Here is a 15494-nt window from a genome sequence, read left to right on the forward strand (position 1 = left end):
CCCTGCATTTGCGGGGTTTTGTTGTTTACGAAGATGCCAATATCATCCCGAATGGCCTGTGGATGGAGTAGGGGCCGCGTTAGGGATAGGAGTGGAAAGCCCGGAATGAGCTTCTATCAGCGAATGAGGACTTGTAACGGATAGCCCGGGCTGTAGGCAACGCCCAAAGCCAATTGACAACATAACACTACCACTGGCCCGGCATTAACCAATAACGCAATAACCAATTTTGTACGTCGTGTTATTGTTTGTAGTTTTATGTACATACCTTATTATAATTATAATGAACAAAATCATTTATGCTTATATAGCATGGCTGCTGCTCATCATGTTGTGTGCTTGTAATTCGGCCAATAAAACCCAGCAGCCCGTAAAAGAATTTGAAGGAGTAATAACCTATAAAACAAAATTTACTTCATGGAAAGACAGTGATAATGCCGCTGCCAGCACCGATACCTTACGGGTGTACTATTCGCATGGTAATTTGGCCAAAATAAATTCCGCCAATAATCCTTCGACATTAAAGAAAGAGATATTTCTGTTTAGTGAACGTAAATATTATGGTACAAGGTTTGGTACTGATACTTTGTATTGGGCAAATGCTGCACCAGCTGCCGATATGCAATTATCAAAGATGGACGTTGCAAAAAGTGAAAAAACGATACTTGGGCATCAGTGCGAAGATGTTTACCTTAATATTAAGACCCGGCATGATAGCCTGACCTACCTTACTGAAAATACCTATACCTTCTCCAGGAATTATCTTCAAATAGACAAAAACCATCTTAACTGGTATAAAGTTGGGTTTTTCGATAAGTTCATCAATGAATCCGGGTGCTTTTATTTGGGATTTAAATACGTTTTACATTATAAAACCAGCGACAAAATATTGTACACCAAACAGTATGAAGCAATAGAGGTAAAAGAGCAAAAGGTTGACCCCGGTATCTTTAACCCCGATCGCTCATTACCGCTCAAAGAAATTAAACTCTGAATTTGGTGGTTTTCAGATCCGGGCATTAACCAATAACCCAATAACTAATAACCATTAACCCAATAACCAATAACCATTAATCCAATAACCAATTTTGTACGTCGCGTTATTGTTTGTAGCTTTATGCAGATACCTTATTATAATGAACAAAATTATTTATGCCTGTATAGCATGGCTGCTGGTCATCGCGTTTTCGGCTTGCAATTCGGCCAATAAAACCCAGGTTCCTGTAAAAGAATTTGAAGGTGTGATCACTTTTAAAACCACGTATTCAACCTGGCGCGATAGCGGAAAGACACCTTACAGCGATACGCTCAGAGTTTATTATTCGCATGGCAATATCTTAAGGATACATTCGGGCGACAGTTCCGTTGCGCCCAAAAAAGAAATATACCAGGTAAACGACGACCGTTTTTATAGTATCCAACCCCATGTTGATACTTTATACTGGTATGATATAACAAAAAATCCGGATATGGAGCTTGCCGAACTCAAGGTTACACCATACCCCCAGGCAGTGCTCGGGCGTAAATGCGATCAGGTGTCGGTATTGATAAAATATACCGGGGCATCCCGGCCTTATTATGTGGAGCACGATTACATTTTTTCGAAAGGATATTTACCTGTTGATAAAAAAAACCTGAGCAACTTTAAATACGGCTATTTTAACCAGGCTATTGATTCCTCAGGATCATATTGCCTTAAATATCAATACAAAATGTACTTACCAAACGACAGCAAAATACTGATGAACATACAGTATGAGGCCATCAATGTTAAGGAAGAAAAACTCAACCCCAATATATTTACACTCAACAATTTCCCGCGCAAGCAAATGTAGTGTCAGTTAGTTTGATTAAATGTCCAGCGACGGCACTTTACCCAATAGTCGCGTTAGGGATAGGAGCGGATACCGGCCCGTGGCTAAGGCCTTGTGTAGTATGAGCGCATAGCCCGGCCCGCAGGGAACGCCCCCAAAACAACTGTCATACCTCACCGTTTATACTTTCGCCTAAAGATCATCACTAAGCTTGACACTTAACTTAAAGATCTGTTCGTACTTTATCCATCAGCGAAATCATAAAAATCAGGTAAAATCTGCGGTTCTGATTTTTTACCCTAACCAATAACAAAATAACCAATAACTATTTCATAATAAAAGGCGTTTTACTACATTAGGGCAATAATCAATAACCATCTAAATTACAACCACACATGAAAATAACAGTAATTGGTGCCGGTGCTGTTGGTGCAACCTGTGCCGATAACATTGCCCGCCGCGAATTAGCCGAAGAATTGATCTTGTTAGACATCCGCGAAGGTTTTGCCGAAGGCAAGGCTATCGACATGATGCAAACTGCCTCGTACCTGGGCTTTGATACCAAAGTTACCGGTGTTACCAACGATTATGCCGCTACAGCGGATAGCGAAGTGGTCATCATTACCTCGGGCCTGCCCCGCAAACCCGGCATGACCCGCGAAGAACTCATCGGCACCAATGCCGGTATTGTTAAAAGTGTAACCGAAAATATTGTAAAATACTCGCCCAACACCATCATCATCGTGGTATCAAACCCGATGGATACCATGAATTACCTGACATTCAAAACGTCGGGACTTGCCAAAAACAAGATCATCGGTATGGGCGGCGCGCTCGATTCGGCCCGCTTTAAATATTACCTTAGCCAGGAGCTGGGCTGCTCACCTGCCGACCTCAATGCCGTAGTGATAGGCGGTCACGGCGATACCACCATGATCCCGCTCATCAAACACGCCACCTGGAACAGTATCCCGGTAACGCAACTGCTGAGCCAGGAGCAGCAGGAAAAAATTGTTGCAGCAACTATGGTTGGCGGTGCTACTTTAACTAAACTGATCGGTACCTCGGCATGGTATGCGCCGGGTGCAGGTACTGCTGCCATGGTCGAAAGCATTGTGCGCGACGAAAAGAAACTCATCTCATGCGGTGTAGCCCTGGATGGCGAGTACGGCCAGAAAGATATTTCGCTGGTAGTACCTGTAGTGTTGGGTAAATCGGGTTGGGAAAAGATCGTCGACTTTAAACTAAGCGATGCCGAACAGGCCGAGTTTAACAAAAGCGCCGATGCGGTTAGGAATATGAACCAGGTGTTGAAGGATAGTAATTTTATATAGGTAGTTGCTGGATAACAACAACAACGCCGATTAAAGAGTAGTCCTGTCTAAGATGAAAATACACAATAAATCAAGCTTACTTGTTGGCATTGTGCTAATGGTAATACCAAATTGGTTTCCAGAATATCAAAGCGTTTATAAGGATCTCATGCAGTTAATGGGCTTTGTTTTAATCGTAAGTGCCTTTATTAAATTTAAAAAATCAAAAGATAAGTCACGCAACACCAGCAACGTGAGTTATTGAGTTACTGGGTTATTGCAGGGGGCTGCGTTAGCGATAGCAGTGAAAAGCCCGGAGCCGCTTCTATCAGCGGCGAGGACTTGTAACGGATAGCGCGGGCCGCAGGCAACGCCCAAATCAATAACCAACTTAAAAGCAACAACCACATTTTTAAAGATCTTGACGATTACCATCCCACTACAAATTATAAACTTAGAAGACGACGGCTTCCACCCACTGGTGGAAGTTGTTGTTTTTGGCAAACCCTTTTTGGTAGTATTAGATACCGGTGCCTCAAAAACCGCGTTCGACAAAACCATGCTGCAGCAAACCAATGATGCGGCTGTTTTTATGGAAACCGATAAGCTGTCAACCGGTTTGGGCACCAGCAGTATGGCCTCATTTACGCTCCGCCTGCACGATCTGCATGTCGGTCCGCTCCACATCCCCGATTTTGAAGTGGCTGTGCTCGATCTTTCTACCATTAACCTGGCCTATACACAGCTCAACAAACCTTTGGTGCTGGGCGTTTTGGGCGGCGATATTTTGGTGAAGTATCGCGCCGTAATTGATTACGGAAATGGCTCGCTCACGCTAAACACCTAAACAGGTTAACTTAATATATTATTTGTTATTTAATAAGAAGTTGGTATATTAAACTTCTTAAAAACAGATAGATATGCCACATTCGTATGATAATCTTTTTAACAGGAGCATCTCATTTGATCAGCCCAGCAACGGCACATTTTGGACGGTGCCCGCCGGCGTTACCCTGATAGCTGTTGATCTGTGGGCCGGCGGCGGTGGTGGTGGCCCTTTGGGCGGTGGCCAGGGTGGCGGATACTTACACGGTACCATTAAAGTAAATCCCGGCACTGTACTTACCATTGCCATAGGCGCAGGGGGCATGGGCGGTACAAGCACTACCGGTAATTTTGCGGCGCCCGGGGGTAATACTGTTCTGCTAAACCTTACCGCCATTGGCGGCGCACCTAACGGAACCAACAATGCAGGTGGTTTTACTATTGGCAACGGCCTGGGCGCGGGCTGGGGGCTAACCGGCCAGTTCGGTAAACCAATGGACGATCTGTCGTACTTGTATGTAACCCCAACGCTCAATAACACTACCTATAAATGCGGCCAGGGCGGTAACGGTGCCAACTCACAGGATACCAGGGGAACCGGCGCATTCTCCATTATACAAACCAATACGGCAACTGCTATTTACTCAAGCAAACCTTTGTACAGATGGGGCGCCCTTAACGGCATCTCGCCCGGTGGCGGTGGGGGCGGCGGCCACGACTGGCAGGATGGCTTAAACCCTATACAGCATGTACCAGGGGCAGCCGGTGGTAACGGTAAGGCTATTATTTACTATAACCAAACCTAAGTTAAAATTAAACCACTGTTGTAAACTTCTGTTCGTAAAATTTGATATAGCTTACCGCATAAGTCACCAGGCAAAGCAGCAAAATACCCGATACCCACATCGGACATTCGTGGGTATGCCCGTCAATAAGCGGCCCAATTACATAAAAATAACCAAATAGAACGTAAAAAAAAACTACAGGAGACATACTGAATGAACCTACGGTACTGGATTTTATCGAAGTCTTATCAAAAGCACCTTTGATCCCCTTCCGGTAGATAAGGTAACCTAAAGGCACGCACGCCGAAATAAGGCAGGCAGCAATTAATACCATATTCAATTGTATAGAGTAAGGCACAAAATAACCTGCTGATAAAATGAGTATGGTTAAGATCAAAAACGGAATGCGGTTTTGTTTTAAAACTACCCATAGCTCATCCCATAACCCGTCGCTGTAGCGCATAAATCCGCGGAGAGCTATGCGGTGCAAACCCTTGTCGCCCTCAAAATCCCGGTCGATAACCTCATGTAATAAGATGATGATATGCCGGTCATCACCCTGCTCACGCCGCGCCTCAATTAGCGACAAAATATGGTCATACAGTTCGTTAAATACCTCACCGTATAACTTCCGGTATCTTTTTAGCCGGATATTAACTGCCTCTGTTTCTTGTTCTGTAAGTTTCATTTAACTGTGGTTAAGGTTTAACGATCATCAGGTCAGCTGCATTCTGAACTCTTGCCGGTACAGCTTAAAAAACGACAGCACATATACCATATAAAGTACAAAAATACACATGGCTAACGGGGCATTTATTGGTAAATGTTTAAGGCTCATGTTCAGTACGTTAAACATACTGTTGGCCAAAATAGCGGCTATAAAAATATAATTGTCTTTAAGCGATTGCTTTTGATAATTATCCGTGTGCCATTCGCGGTATCTTTTCGCGGCTTTTTTATAAAATAAAAACATTATGGGTGTAATGGCGCTAAACATCGTAAATATCAATAGTGCTTCGCGGCCATGGGGGGTACGCGCTATAAAATAGGCAGCAACGGTAACGGCAATGGTCAATACAGCCATCGGGAAATTAAAAAACTCCCTCATATTTTGTCCGTGCTTTTTGCGCATGGCACGGTTCACCAGCTTTACACGGTCTTCTTCCATTCGTTTCAATGCCTCGTAGCCGCCAAATTCGTTTTTGATGATCTGTTTGGCCATCAATGTTGGGTCTGCCGGCTGCCCATCGTAAGCCTCTATCCCGGTCAGGACATGGTCGTACAGTTCATCATAAGTCTCCCGGTATTTCACGGCATAGTTAAGTTCCCGTTGCAGGTCGGCCAGTTGTTCTTCGTTCAGTTTCATAATATGGCCGGTTTTTTTAATTCCTGATAATAGATTGAAAAAAAGGCAGCTGCGTTTAGTACACAAAACATAAAAGTAGCTGTGTATATTATCGGTGCCGATCCTGGTGGAAACGGTACTACTTTAAATCCCAAAAATGTAACCAATCCACCTGTAATAAATGTAAAAGCCATAATTCTTACGATCAGTGTAAAAATATGGTCAGCCATCGCATTAATTCCATCATCCCTGATAGATGCTTTGCTTTTTATGCCACGGTAGTTTTGCCAGCCCATTATAAAGTTCCCGGCGGTCAGGGTCAGCATCGGCAGCATGACCGCACTAACAATAGCGAATAATATAGGTAGTATCAGTAAATGATGGGCCGCATTGTAATATACAAACACTGCTAAAGGCAGGGTGACCAATATCCCCGGCCATTTAATTGCCCGCACAAAAAAGTTTAGCCGCCTGCTGCTGATGCTCCGCTTAAACGCCCGTTCGCGAAAGCTTTCCAGTTTTTCTAAACCAGGGTGGCCGCCAAAATCCTCTTCTAATATTTCGCTGTAAGCTTTTTGCAGGTCGGGCAATGTTGTCCGTGCTTCAAGTGCGGTTAGTATATGGTCGTAAACTTCGCTATAAGTTTCCCGGTATTTAACCTCGTTGTTTACCAGTACGCTTATACTTGCCATTTGTTCTTCGTTCAGTTTCATTTGCTGGTGAGTATTTTAAATTGGGTATGGTAAACCTTGGTTACTGCAATAGTATACACATTACAACAAACAAAAGAAGCCGTTATAATTACCGGAAACGATAGCGAAAGATCATTTATCAACCTATAATGATACACAACAAAAATTACATAGCTGCCCGCGATAAGAATTAAGCTATAAATAGCGAACATAGATATCGACAGGATATAAAAAGTGCGTTGCTTAATACTTCTTTTTGCAGCGGGCCCCTTTTCTTTCAACTTAAATACATTGGCCAGCATTGCCCCAACAGGGCCAAATATCAATCCTGAAATTAACGGCAAGGCGTATTCCTGATATTGCAGTATATAAGCGATATAAAATACAATTAAGGCTACCGCCACGGTACCAGGCAATAAGGGCCATTTAAAAAACGAGCTGAACGCTACCCATTTGGCCCGGTTTACCTGTGCCGAAAATGCGTGGTTATAACTTTCCTCTACATGCAATAAACCTTTCGGGCCGCCAAAGTCCTGCCTGATGATACGGTTATAAGTTGCTTCGATATCGGTTACGGCCTGATGATTTTCAAAAGCCGTGAGCACATGGTCATAAACTTCAATATAAGTTTCGCTAAACTTCACGTCATTGTTCACCAACTGTTGTACAAGTTTTAATTGCTCTTGGTTCAGTTTCATGATATGGCCGGTTTTAAATTCAACAATGCCTGTAACTGACTGATAAATGCCTCTGCTTCGTTTACCTTGCTGGTTACCTCATGGCCGCCCTCTTCGGTTAACCGGTAGTATTTGCGGGCGCGCCCGTCAACAATTTCTGATGTTGTTTCCAGTAAACCTTCGGCTTCCAGTTTATGCAGGGCAGGGTATAAGGCGCCTTCGGTCAGTTTGATCTCGCCGGCCGTTATCTCTTTCACCTTTTGGGTGATCTCATAACCGTACATCTGCTCATTATCCTCCAAAAGCTTCAGGATGATAGTTTGGATAGTGCCTTTCAGCATCGGGTTTGTGCTCATGCCGGTAAAGGTATAATAAATTTATATACATAACAAAATTATGTATATAAAATATTAAACCATTACAATTCACCACAATCTAAACCAATAACCAATAACCAATAACCAATAACCAATAACCAATAACCAATAACCAATAACTAAAAAGGATACCCTATCGCCAGGTTAAACACCAAATTCTGGCTGCGCCAGTTACCGTCAAAAGGGTTAACCTCGTTAATTACCCAACGCTGGCCCTCGGGCAGCCACGGTTTCCGGATCGGGAAACCCAGGTCGGTACGTAAAACCAGCACGGTCAGGTCAAAACGTAATCCCAGGCCCGCGTCGGCAGCTACCTGGCTTAAAAATTTTTTGCCGAACGCCCCCCCGTCCAAACCCGCATGCGAGCGCAGGTTCCAAACGTTACCCGCATCGGCAAACACCGCGCCATATACAATGCTAAACAGTTTGGGCCGGTATTCAAGGTTCATTTCCAGTTTAATATCGCCCGATTCATCAGGCAAAAAACCGCTCGCGCCGGTTATGGTCTGGTCGGGGTAGTAGCTACCCGGCCCAACAGATCGTGCCCTGAAACCACGCAGGCTGTTTGAACCGCCAATAAAAAACTGCTGGCTATAGGGCATAATGGTGGAGTTACCGTAAGTAAAACCGGCCCCCGCAAAAAAACGTGCGGCAAACTGGTCGGTTTTGTTTATCTTATGGTAAAACCGGTATTCGCTTTCCAGCTTTACATATTGGTTGTAAGGCGTGTTAAATATGGTTTTAACCTTCCCCGCAAGGGTATCCGCACCGCTTAATATACCCAGCAGGTTGGCCGATAAACTTACCTTGCCGTTAAAATAGTAAGTGTTCTGCTTGTAATTGAGTATGGTATTGGTTCGGGTGTAGCTGTAAGTTGGCCCAAAGGTTAGCTGATCATCGATCACATGCTTTAACGATGGGTTTTGAGTATGCTTGATACTATCCAGGTATAACTGCGATACATCGCGCGCGTTTACATAAGAGATGCTCATCAATTCCAGGTCGTGTTGTATCTGGTCGGTTTGCTTCCACTGGTATCCAAACTGCGTACGGAACGAGTTGAGAAAATATAACTGCGTCCTGTTGGTCACATCATAAGCAAACTGTAGTGTACTGTGCGGTAAAAAATCGCTGTTTGAGTTTACGCGCATAGGCGTAATAAACCTTGGCCATGATAAACTGGTTTGAAACCCCACCTGGTAAACATTAAAGCCACTGTTCTGGCCCGATACCTGTACATCGGTGCTCCCTAAAACGGATACGGTGAGCAGTTCGGCGCCTTTAAAAACGTTGCGGTTGCGCCAGGTTACAGAAGCCTGTGTGCCATTGTAGTTAGCCGAAGTGGTACGCGCCAAAATTTCAAACCGGAGTGATTTTTTACGGTAAGGCGTTAAATAATAAAAGGCATTCAGCTTTGGCGATCCCGGGTCGTTTACCTCTTCAAACCTGTTTTTTACAAACTTATACGGGCCCAGGTCAATAAAACGGCTCAGGGCCTGGTTATGGTCGCTGTGGTTATACGGTTCACCCGGATGGAACGATATCACGTTTCTGAAAACGTAAGGGTGTATGGTGTTCGCGGGGTCTATAACATAATAATCATCATACACCTTTGCCGAGTCCAGCTTAACAGCCGTATCACGCAGCGAATATTTTGGATAGATGTAAGTGTTCTTGATGGTGTAAATATCCCAGGCCTTATCATTCGTTTCCTGCTTAATGGTCACATATTCGTTCACCATATTTTTGCCGGCATTAATGCTGTCAACCTGTACCAGAATATTATCGGGGGCAAAAAAATAAAAGCCTTCTTCCTTTAGGCGGGCATCAATGCGCAAGCGTTCGTTTTTAATGTTGGCCAGGTTATATTTATCCCCAACCTTTAATAACGATTGCCTGGCCGTTCCGGCAACAGCCGTATCCAAACTACCCGTATCGGTTGGGAAGTGCACGCTGTTAATTTTATAAGCCGGGCCGGTTTGTATATTGTAAATAGCCTTGGCAGTGCGGTTTTTCTTTACCAGGCTGTCGCTGTTAACCTGTGCCAAAAAATAACTTTCGTTTTGCAGCTGGCTTTGTAAAATAGTAGCGTTCTTATCAATATCAACCGAGCTCCACAGCACCGGCGGCTCGCCGCGTTTATTAATAAAGCGCGATAAAAAATTCTTTTTACCCTTGCTAATGTTATACAAATACAGTTTAACCCTCAGCCCCAAAATAGTAGCATTGGGTTTGGGCCGGGTAAGGTCGGCAAGCTCGGTGGTCAGGGCTTTACGTTCGCTTTTGGTGGTGTTTTTATCACTTTTAATTTTTACTTCTGCACCGGTATACAATTTCTCGTTGGCAGGTAAGTACTTGGTATTACTGCAGGCGCTTATAAATAAAGCCAGGGTAAAAAGATATAATAAACGCTTAATCATAGGTTAGTTTGCTGTAGTAGTTGCAGGTGTTTTTGATGTTGTTTGTTTATCCTTCAGGGCTTTGTCTTTGTCTTTATTGGCCTTATCCTCTTCCTTTTGCTTTTTCAGCATTTCTTTTTCTTTTTTGGTTTTGCCGCTAAATATCTGGCTAAACCGGTTGTAATCAACTGTGAGCGAAAAGCCCACGCCGGTTTCAACAACCTGTCCCTGTACCACTATAAACTGGTCCTTTCGGTAGGCACGTATCTGGTAACGGCCGTCCTGGGTCAGTTTATATCCAACCGAAACGTCGCCTGCTATGTTATTAGCCTGCTCGCCTGCTTGTTGCCCTTCCAGGTTAAAATTATTGCCCACGCTAACCGTAAGCCGGTCGTTCAAAAACCGTTTCGATAGGCCCACGTTCAGGTCCGTGCGGTTGGTTGCCGTACCGCTCGAATAATCCGTGCCCGATTGCAGTGCAAAGTTCACATCAACCCCTTGTATTAGATTTCCCGCCAGGTTGTTCAACTGGTCCGATAGCAGCGAACTTACGCTGTTGCGGAGAGCACCATTAAAACCATCGCCGCCCCCCTGGCTCTGAAAAGGGTTTTGGCCAATAAAATGGTTAAGCAATAACACCGCAAATACCTGCTTGTTCATTTCGTTGGGATCCAGCCGCAACTGGTCAAGCTTACTATTAACCGTGTTCACCACCTCGCTGCTTACGTTGTAGGTGCTGTCGGGTAACACAATGTCAAAACCTATGGTAGGTTTCATTAATTGATCGGTAAGATGCAGGTCCACGTTAAAGGGCAGCTTTTCCTTATACATGGTTTGCTCGGTTTCGCCCGATAGCTGGTTGCTCACCAGGTCTATTGGTGCCACTTTCGCTACATAAATAGCTGTTATGTTTAGCGTAGCACTGGTCGGGTCGCCCTGCCAGGTTACCGTGCTGCCGGGTTTCAGCAAAAACCGGCGGTTAAATGTAGCGTACGACAGGTCGTACGATCCCTGGTTCACCGTATAGGTTCCGGTCAGGTTGGTTTTGCCGCTGGGGTCAATACCGCCATTCAGTTGCGCATCGCCTTTCAGGTGTATAACATCCCCGTTGCGTTCGTCAACTATGATAATAAACTCGGCGTTTTTATCAATGACGATATTAGCCGATACATCCATCCCTTTAAAGCTCGATTTACGCAATGAGTCCAGTTGCCCTTTCATCAGCGAGTCTACCCTGGGCGATTTCTTATTCACAAACTCCACCACGCCCTGCCGGTCTTCAACACTCGGGTCGGTTTGCGGCAGTACAATCGTTAAGCGCGTTTTGTCGTTTATTTTTAGCGTGGCATCAACAATAGGTTCGTTCATATCGCCGCGTATCTGTATCTGGCTGTCCAGGTATATCTGCCCGTAATACAGTTTATTTTCGGCAGGTATGGCGTTAAACACCCTGAAATTTTTGGTGTTCACATCCAGCCCGAATTTAAAGTCCGAATAATTTTTCGTGTAAACGGTTCCGGTAACAACAGCCTTGTTCCCCGCCGAGTCGATCAGCGTAAAATGGTTGAACATAATGCCGTCATCGTTAAAGGTGATCTTCTCATTGGTCGCTTTATAATACGAGTTGATCTTCGCGATATTGAACGCCGCTTTATTGAAAGTGATATCCCCGCGGATGACCGGCGCACTGGCTGTACCGGTTACCTTTAACTGGCCGGTTACCGCGCCGCTTGCCTGCCTCATGTTACCAAAGGTAAAGCCCTCTATGCTTTTCAAATTCAGGTTAACAATGTTCAGGTTCATATCAAAACTGCTCTTATCGGTATAATAAAAACCATCCAGGTTTACCTGGTTGCCCTTACCGGTAATGGCCACATTGGCAGCAAGCGCACCAGGCTGCTGGTTGTTTACTTTAATAGCCACATTGCCAAGGGTATCGCCTTTAAAGTTAAAATCGGTTATATTAATGTTGGATGTAAATTCGGCTGTTTTATCCAGGTTTTTAACCTGCGCGTTACCGTTAATGGTACCGCCAACCAATAAACCTTTTTGCTGTGCCAGCTGGGTCAGGGTTTCTATCTTAAAGTTTTTAAAATCAATATTGAGCGGGCCGTTTGCCTCAGGCGGCGATGTATTGATGCTTAACGATTGCCCCGCATTGCTGATGGTAAAGTCCCGGGCCAAAATACCTGCCCCGCCAAACTGCAGCGAATTATTTGCGCTAACTGCCCACGGCATGTAATTGAGCAGCAGTCCCGTTGGCAAAAAACTAAATTGATAGGCATCATTTAAAGCCGTAAATGTGCCCGCCATGCGGTAACGTTCTTTTTTATTGATATCGCGCACCAGTAAGGTTATGCCCAGTTTATTGTTTTGCGCGCTTCCGCTGATGCTGGTATTCAGCAGGTCTATTTGCGATGCCTTGATCTCATCGGTGGTAACACTGTAATTTAAGGCATTGTTGTTGGTATTGATGGCTAATTTAGTATTGCTGATGATGTTGGTACCGTAAACCACTTTAGGCATATTACCATTTACCACCAGCTTACCCTGCTCGCTGTCAAAGCTGCCGTTCAGGGTAATCGGCTCAAGCTGTTTCAGGTCGGGCATAAATTGCTTTAACAGCGGCGTTTTGGTTACCGATGCTGTAAACGTAAACCGTTCCGGGCTGTATTTTACTGTTGCAGGCTTGCCTATTGCAAAGTACTTGTTTATTTCGGCCTGTAGCGCTGTGCCAATTTCGGTCAATTTGTATTTACCGGCCAGGCGCGCCTTTATCATCTGCGATTTTAACCTCAGCGTACTGCTGTCGCTGTTTGCCGTTGCTATCACGTTAATGCTGTCCATTTGTATCCGCTGCGTACCGTTAACCACCAGTATATCGGTCAGGTCTATGCTGCCGTTCAGGTAATCCGGGTCGGCGGTCGGCAAATGCGCCACCAGCTTGCCGTGAAACCGCATCGGTGTTTTCGAAAAGTTCAGCTTTTGCAGGTCAACGCTATCCAGGTTCAGCGTGGCATCAATTGATGGGTATTTTTTGCTCATGTTAGCCCTGGCGTCAAGCGCGAAGTTGATATTCGGGTCCTTCATCCGTGCCTTGGCGTCGATGGCTCCGCCACGGGCAGTTCCGCTCATCACTAAATTCTGATAGGTGTAGCCCTTAATGTTAGCTTTCACAATATCGCCGCTAAAGGTAATATTAGCTGTTTTTGGGTCAATACCCGATCCTTTTACCTTAGCATTCATTGTTACCAAACCCACGTTTTGCTGTTGCCCGGCCAGTTTGCCCACATTCAGGTTATTGGCTTTAATATCGGCGGTATAGCTCATGGCTTTCATACCTTTCCTCATATCTACCGACGCAATTACATCAACCGCACCATCGCTCGATCGTAAATTCAGGTTGGTGCTAAAGGCTTTCATGCCGCCTTTAAACGTTCCGCGCACATTCAGGGTAGCAGGCAAGCTAATGTTTGCTGGTATCGTACCCGCCGGAACTAACTTCACGATATCAGCTTTACTGGTATTAAAATCATTGATCTTAATATCAAAGTAAGCCTTGTTCATATCCGGCAAACCCCGCACTATACCCGATGCTTTGATATGCGTACTGCCCAGCCCGGTTACATCCAGGTTTGGTATCGATAGATTATTGAGCTTGCCTATCACCCGGCTGTTGATTTTAAACACCGCATTCGGCGAGCTTTTAAAAGGCTCCATCGAAGCCATCGTCGGCATGATCAGCAAAATGTCTTTTAAACCTATCCGGCTGTTCACCACGTTGGCATTGATATGGACAGCGCCCATATCATTACTCAAACTCGCAATAGAAGGGTAGCTCACCTGTACCCCGTTTTGGATAACGGTTTGTGGTGTTTCCAGGTAAAGGTCATTCAGGTACGATTGCTTTTCGCCATACATAAAAACGGTATGAAACTTCTTCACGTTCAACCCGCTTTTCTCACTAAAATTAAAGCTGTTAATGGTTCCTTTAATATCTTTAGCATCATAAGTAAAATTACCTGCATCCATATTCAGATTATGGATATCCATGTGCATATAATCGAGGCCTTTGCCCGCCGGCTTTACGGCTTCGTTATCAAACTTTACATCGTTATGGATAAAGCTCACTTTATTGAGTGCCAATATCCATGGTTTGCCGGTTTGCGGCGCGGCGACCATCGTATCCAGTTTACGGATGGCTTTCGCAACAACTTTTTGTACAGTTTGCGGTTTGGTTAAGGATAAAATAGTTTTGGTATCATCAAGTTGAATGCTGTTGATCTTTACACTTTGATTTTTAAAATCAAGCTGGTTAACATCCACCAATAGTTTACCCAGGGTAACATTGGTCTTCATTTCCTTGCCCGTATAATCCACATGGATCTTCGACAGGTCGATCACGCCTAATTTCAGATCAAGCGGTATCTGCTTAACCGCCGTATCGGGTTTAGTGCTTTCCAGCGTACCCGATGGCGTTTGGATAATGCGCGCGTTAAATCCCGATAAGGTAATTTTTGGTATGGTAAACTTCATTTTATCCATATCAAAATCCTTAATGCGGGTATCAAAGTGGCCGAGGATAAATTTCACATCGTTGCCGCTCTGGTCATCCTTATACAGGATGTTGATCTTATCGAGGGCTATTTTATCCACCGAAAACTTCATGCTCGATGTGGTATCGGTTGGCTGCGGCTCTTTTTTCTGGTCGCCTGCAAAGGCTTTGGTAATATAATCGAAGTTGAATACCCCTTGCTTGGTGCGTTTAATGTTCGAAGTAATATTCTGCAGGTCAATCTCGTTGATCTCTACCCTGTGATGTAACAACTTAAACATCGAAATATCAACCTTCAGCTTATCGCCCGCTAAAAGGGTATCACCTTTCTGGTCGGCAAAATAAACGCCTTCCAGTACCACCAGTTTGGGGAACTCAACACTTAACTTGTTGATCTGTACTTTGGTATGGATCTTATTCTGTAAAAAAACTACAACCTTGTTCTTTGCAAAATTTTGCACAGCCGGAACCTGTATTAAAACCAGGATAAGCACTACCAGGAATATCACACTCCCTACTATCCATAACAAGGTTTTTAAAGCGACGCGTCCAAATTTTTCCAATTTCGATAAATTTTTACCCTATAATTATTATTGTCTGTTTACAGATATATAATGCTTTAAGCGGTGTTTTGTTTGATGAAGATGCTTTTCTACACACTGAAACACAAAAAAGATCCGACAACGTTGTCCGTTTGCCTGGGTTTTGTTTA

General features: G+C 44.4%; 12 protein-coding genes. 5 read left to right on the forward strand and 7 right to left on the reverse strand.

Going from position 1 to position 15494, the window contains the following annotated elements; all coding sequences use genetic code 11:
- Window positions 1-283 precede the first annotated feature (283 nt).
- From ACFGVR_RS11735 to ACFGVR_RS11755, 5 genes are all read left to right on the forward strand, one after another.
- Window positions 284-994 (forward strand): hypothetical protein, encoded by a 711-nt coding sequence (locus ACFGVR_RS11735; protein WP_448703014.1) that lies wholly within the window; start codon window positions 284-286, stop codon window positions 992-994.
- Window positions 995-1136: 142 nt separating this feature from the next.
- Window positions 1137-1835 (forward strand): hypothetical protein, encoded by a 699-nt coding sequence (locus tag ACFGVR_RS11740; protein WP_448703015.1) that lies wholly within the window; start codon window positions 1137-1139, stop codon window positions 1833-1835.
- A 374-nt stretch (window positions 1836-2209) separates the two neighbouring features.
- Window positions 2210-3148, forward strand: coding sequence for a malate dehydrogenase (gene mdh / locus ACFGVR_RS11745; RefSeq protein ID WP_448703016.1), 939 nt, complete (start codon window positions 2210-2212; stop codon window positions 3146-3148).
- A gap of 400 nt (window positions 3149-3548) precedes the next feature.
- On the forward strand, window positions 3549-3974 hold the full coding sequence (locus ACFGVR_RS11750; RefSeq protein ID WP_448703017.1) for an aspartyl protease family protein: 426 nt from the start codon (window positions 3549-3551) through the stop codon (window positions 3972-3974).
- 73 nt (window positions 3975-4047) lie between these two features.
- On the forward strand, window positions 4048-4758 hold the full coding sequence (locus ACFGVR_RS11755) for a glycine-rich domain-containing protein (RefSeq protein ID WP_448703018.1): 711 nt from the start codon (window positions 4048-4050) through the stop codon (window positions 4756-4758).
- Between the two features lie 7 nt (window positions 4759-4765).
- On the opposite strand, the gene ACFGVR_RS11760 is transcribed toward ACFGVR_RS11755, so the two are convergent.
- From ACFGVR_RS11760 to ACFGVR_RS11790, 7 genes are all read right to left on the reverse strand, one after another.
- A complete protein-coding gene (locus tag ACFGVR_RS11760; RefSeq protein WP_448703019.1) occupies window positions 4766-5425 on the reverse strand; it encodes a hypothetical protein in 660 nt (219 codons plus the stop codon).
- Window positions 5426-5452: 27 nt separating this feature from the next.
- Window positions 5453-6103: a hypothetical protein gene (locus ACFGVR_RS11765; protein WP_448703020.1), complete on the reverse strand. Its 651-nt coding sequence runs from the start codon at window positions 6101-6103 to the stop codon at window positions 5453-5455.
- Window positions 6100-6795, reverse strand: a complete 696-nt coding sequence (locus tag ACFGVR_RS11770; RefSeq protein ID WP_448703021.1) for a hypothetical protein — start codon at window positions 6793-6795, stop codon at window positions 6100-6102. The genes ACFGVR_RS11765 and ACFGVR_RS11770 overlap by 4 nt, the downstream gene beginning before the upstream one ends.
- A complete protein-coding gene (locus ACFGVR_RS11775) occupies window positions 6792-7472 on the reverse strand; it encodes a hypothetical protein (RefSeq protein WP_448703022.1) in 681 nt (226 codons plus the stop codon). Before ACFGVR_RS11775 ends, ACFGVR_RS11770 begins: the two co-directional genes overlap by 4 nt.
- Window positions 7469-7807, reverse strand: a complete 339-nt coding sequence (locus tag ACFGVR_RS11780) for a PadR family transcriptional regulator (protein ID WP_448703023.1) — start codon at window positions 7805-7807, stop codon at window positions 7469-7471. Before ACFGVR_RS11780 ends, ACFGVR_RS11775 begins: the two co-directional genes overlap by 4 nt.
- Window positions 7808-7947: 140 nt before the next feature.
- Complete coding sequence (tamL, locus tag ACFGVR_RS11785) at window positions 7948-10248, reverse strand: translocation and assembly module lipoprotein TamL (RefSeq protein ID WP_448703024.1); 2301 nt, start codon at window positions 10246-10248, stop codon at window positions 7948-7950.
- Between the two features lie 3 nt (window positions 10249-10251).
- On the reverse strand, window positions 10252-15345 hold the full coding sequence (locus tag ACFGVR_RS11790; protein ID WP_448703025.1) for a translocation/assembly module TamB domain-containing protein: 5094 nt from the start codon (window positions 15343-15345) through the stop codon (window positions 10252-10254).
- Window positions 15346-15494 lie beyond the last annotated feature (149 nt).

The organism is Mucilaginibacter aureus, assembly GCF_053514885.1.

Coding starts and splice junctions, on each gene's coding strand:
- ACFGVR_RS11740 (WP_448703015.1), top strand. CDS start 1,137: ATGAACAAAATTATTTATGCCTGTATAGCATGGCTGCTGGTCATCGCG.
- ACFGVR_RS11760 (WP_448703019.1), bottom strand. CDS start 5,425: ATGAAACTTACAGAACAAGAAACAGAGGCAGTTAATATCCGGCTAAAA.
- ACFGVR_RS11775 (WP_448703022.1), bottom strand. CDS start 7,472: ATGAAACTGAACCAAGAGCAATTAAAACTTGTACAACAGTTGGTGAAC.
- ACFGVR_RS11770 (WP_448703021.1), bottom strand. CDS start 6,795: ATGAAACTGAACGAAGAACAAATGGCAAGTATAAGCGTACTGGTAAAC.
- ACFGVR_RS11735 (WP_448703014.1), top strand. CDS start 284: ATGAACAAAATCATTTATGCTTATATAGCATGGCTGCTGCTCATCATG.
- ACFGVR_RS11755 (WP_448703018.1), top strand. CDS start 4,048: ATGCCACATTCGTATGATAATCTTTTTAACAGGAGCATCTCATTTGAT.
- mdh (WP_448703016.1), top strand. CDS start 2,210: ATGAAAATAACAGTAATTGGTGCCGGTGCTGTTGGTGCAACCTGTGCC.
- ACFGVR_RS11765 (WP_448703020.1), bottom strand. CDS start 6,103: ATGAAACTGAACGAAGAACAACTGGCCGACCTGCAACGGGAACTTAAC.
- tamL (WP_448703024.1), bottom strand. CDS start 10,248: ATGATTAAGCGTTTATTATATCTTTTTACCCTGGCTTTATTTATAAGC.
- ACFGVR_RS11780 (WP_448703023.1), bottom strand. CDS start 7,807: ATGAGCACAAACCCGATGCTGAAAGGCACTATCCAAACTATCATCCTG.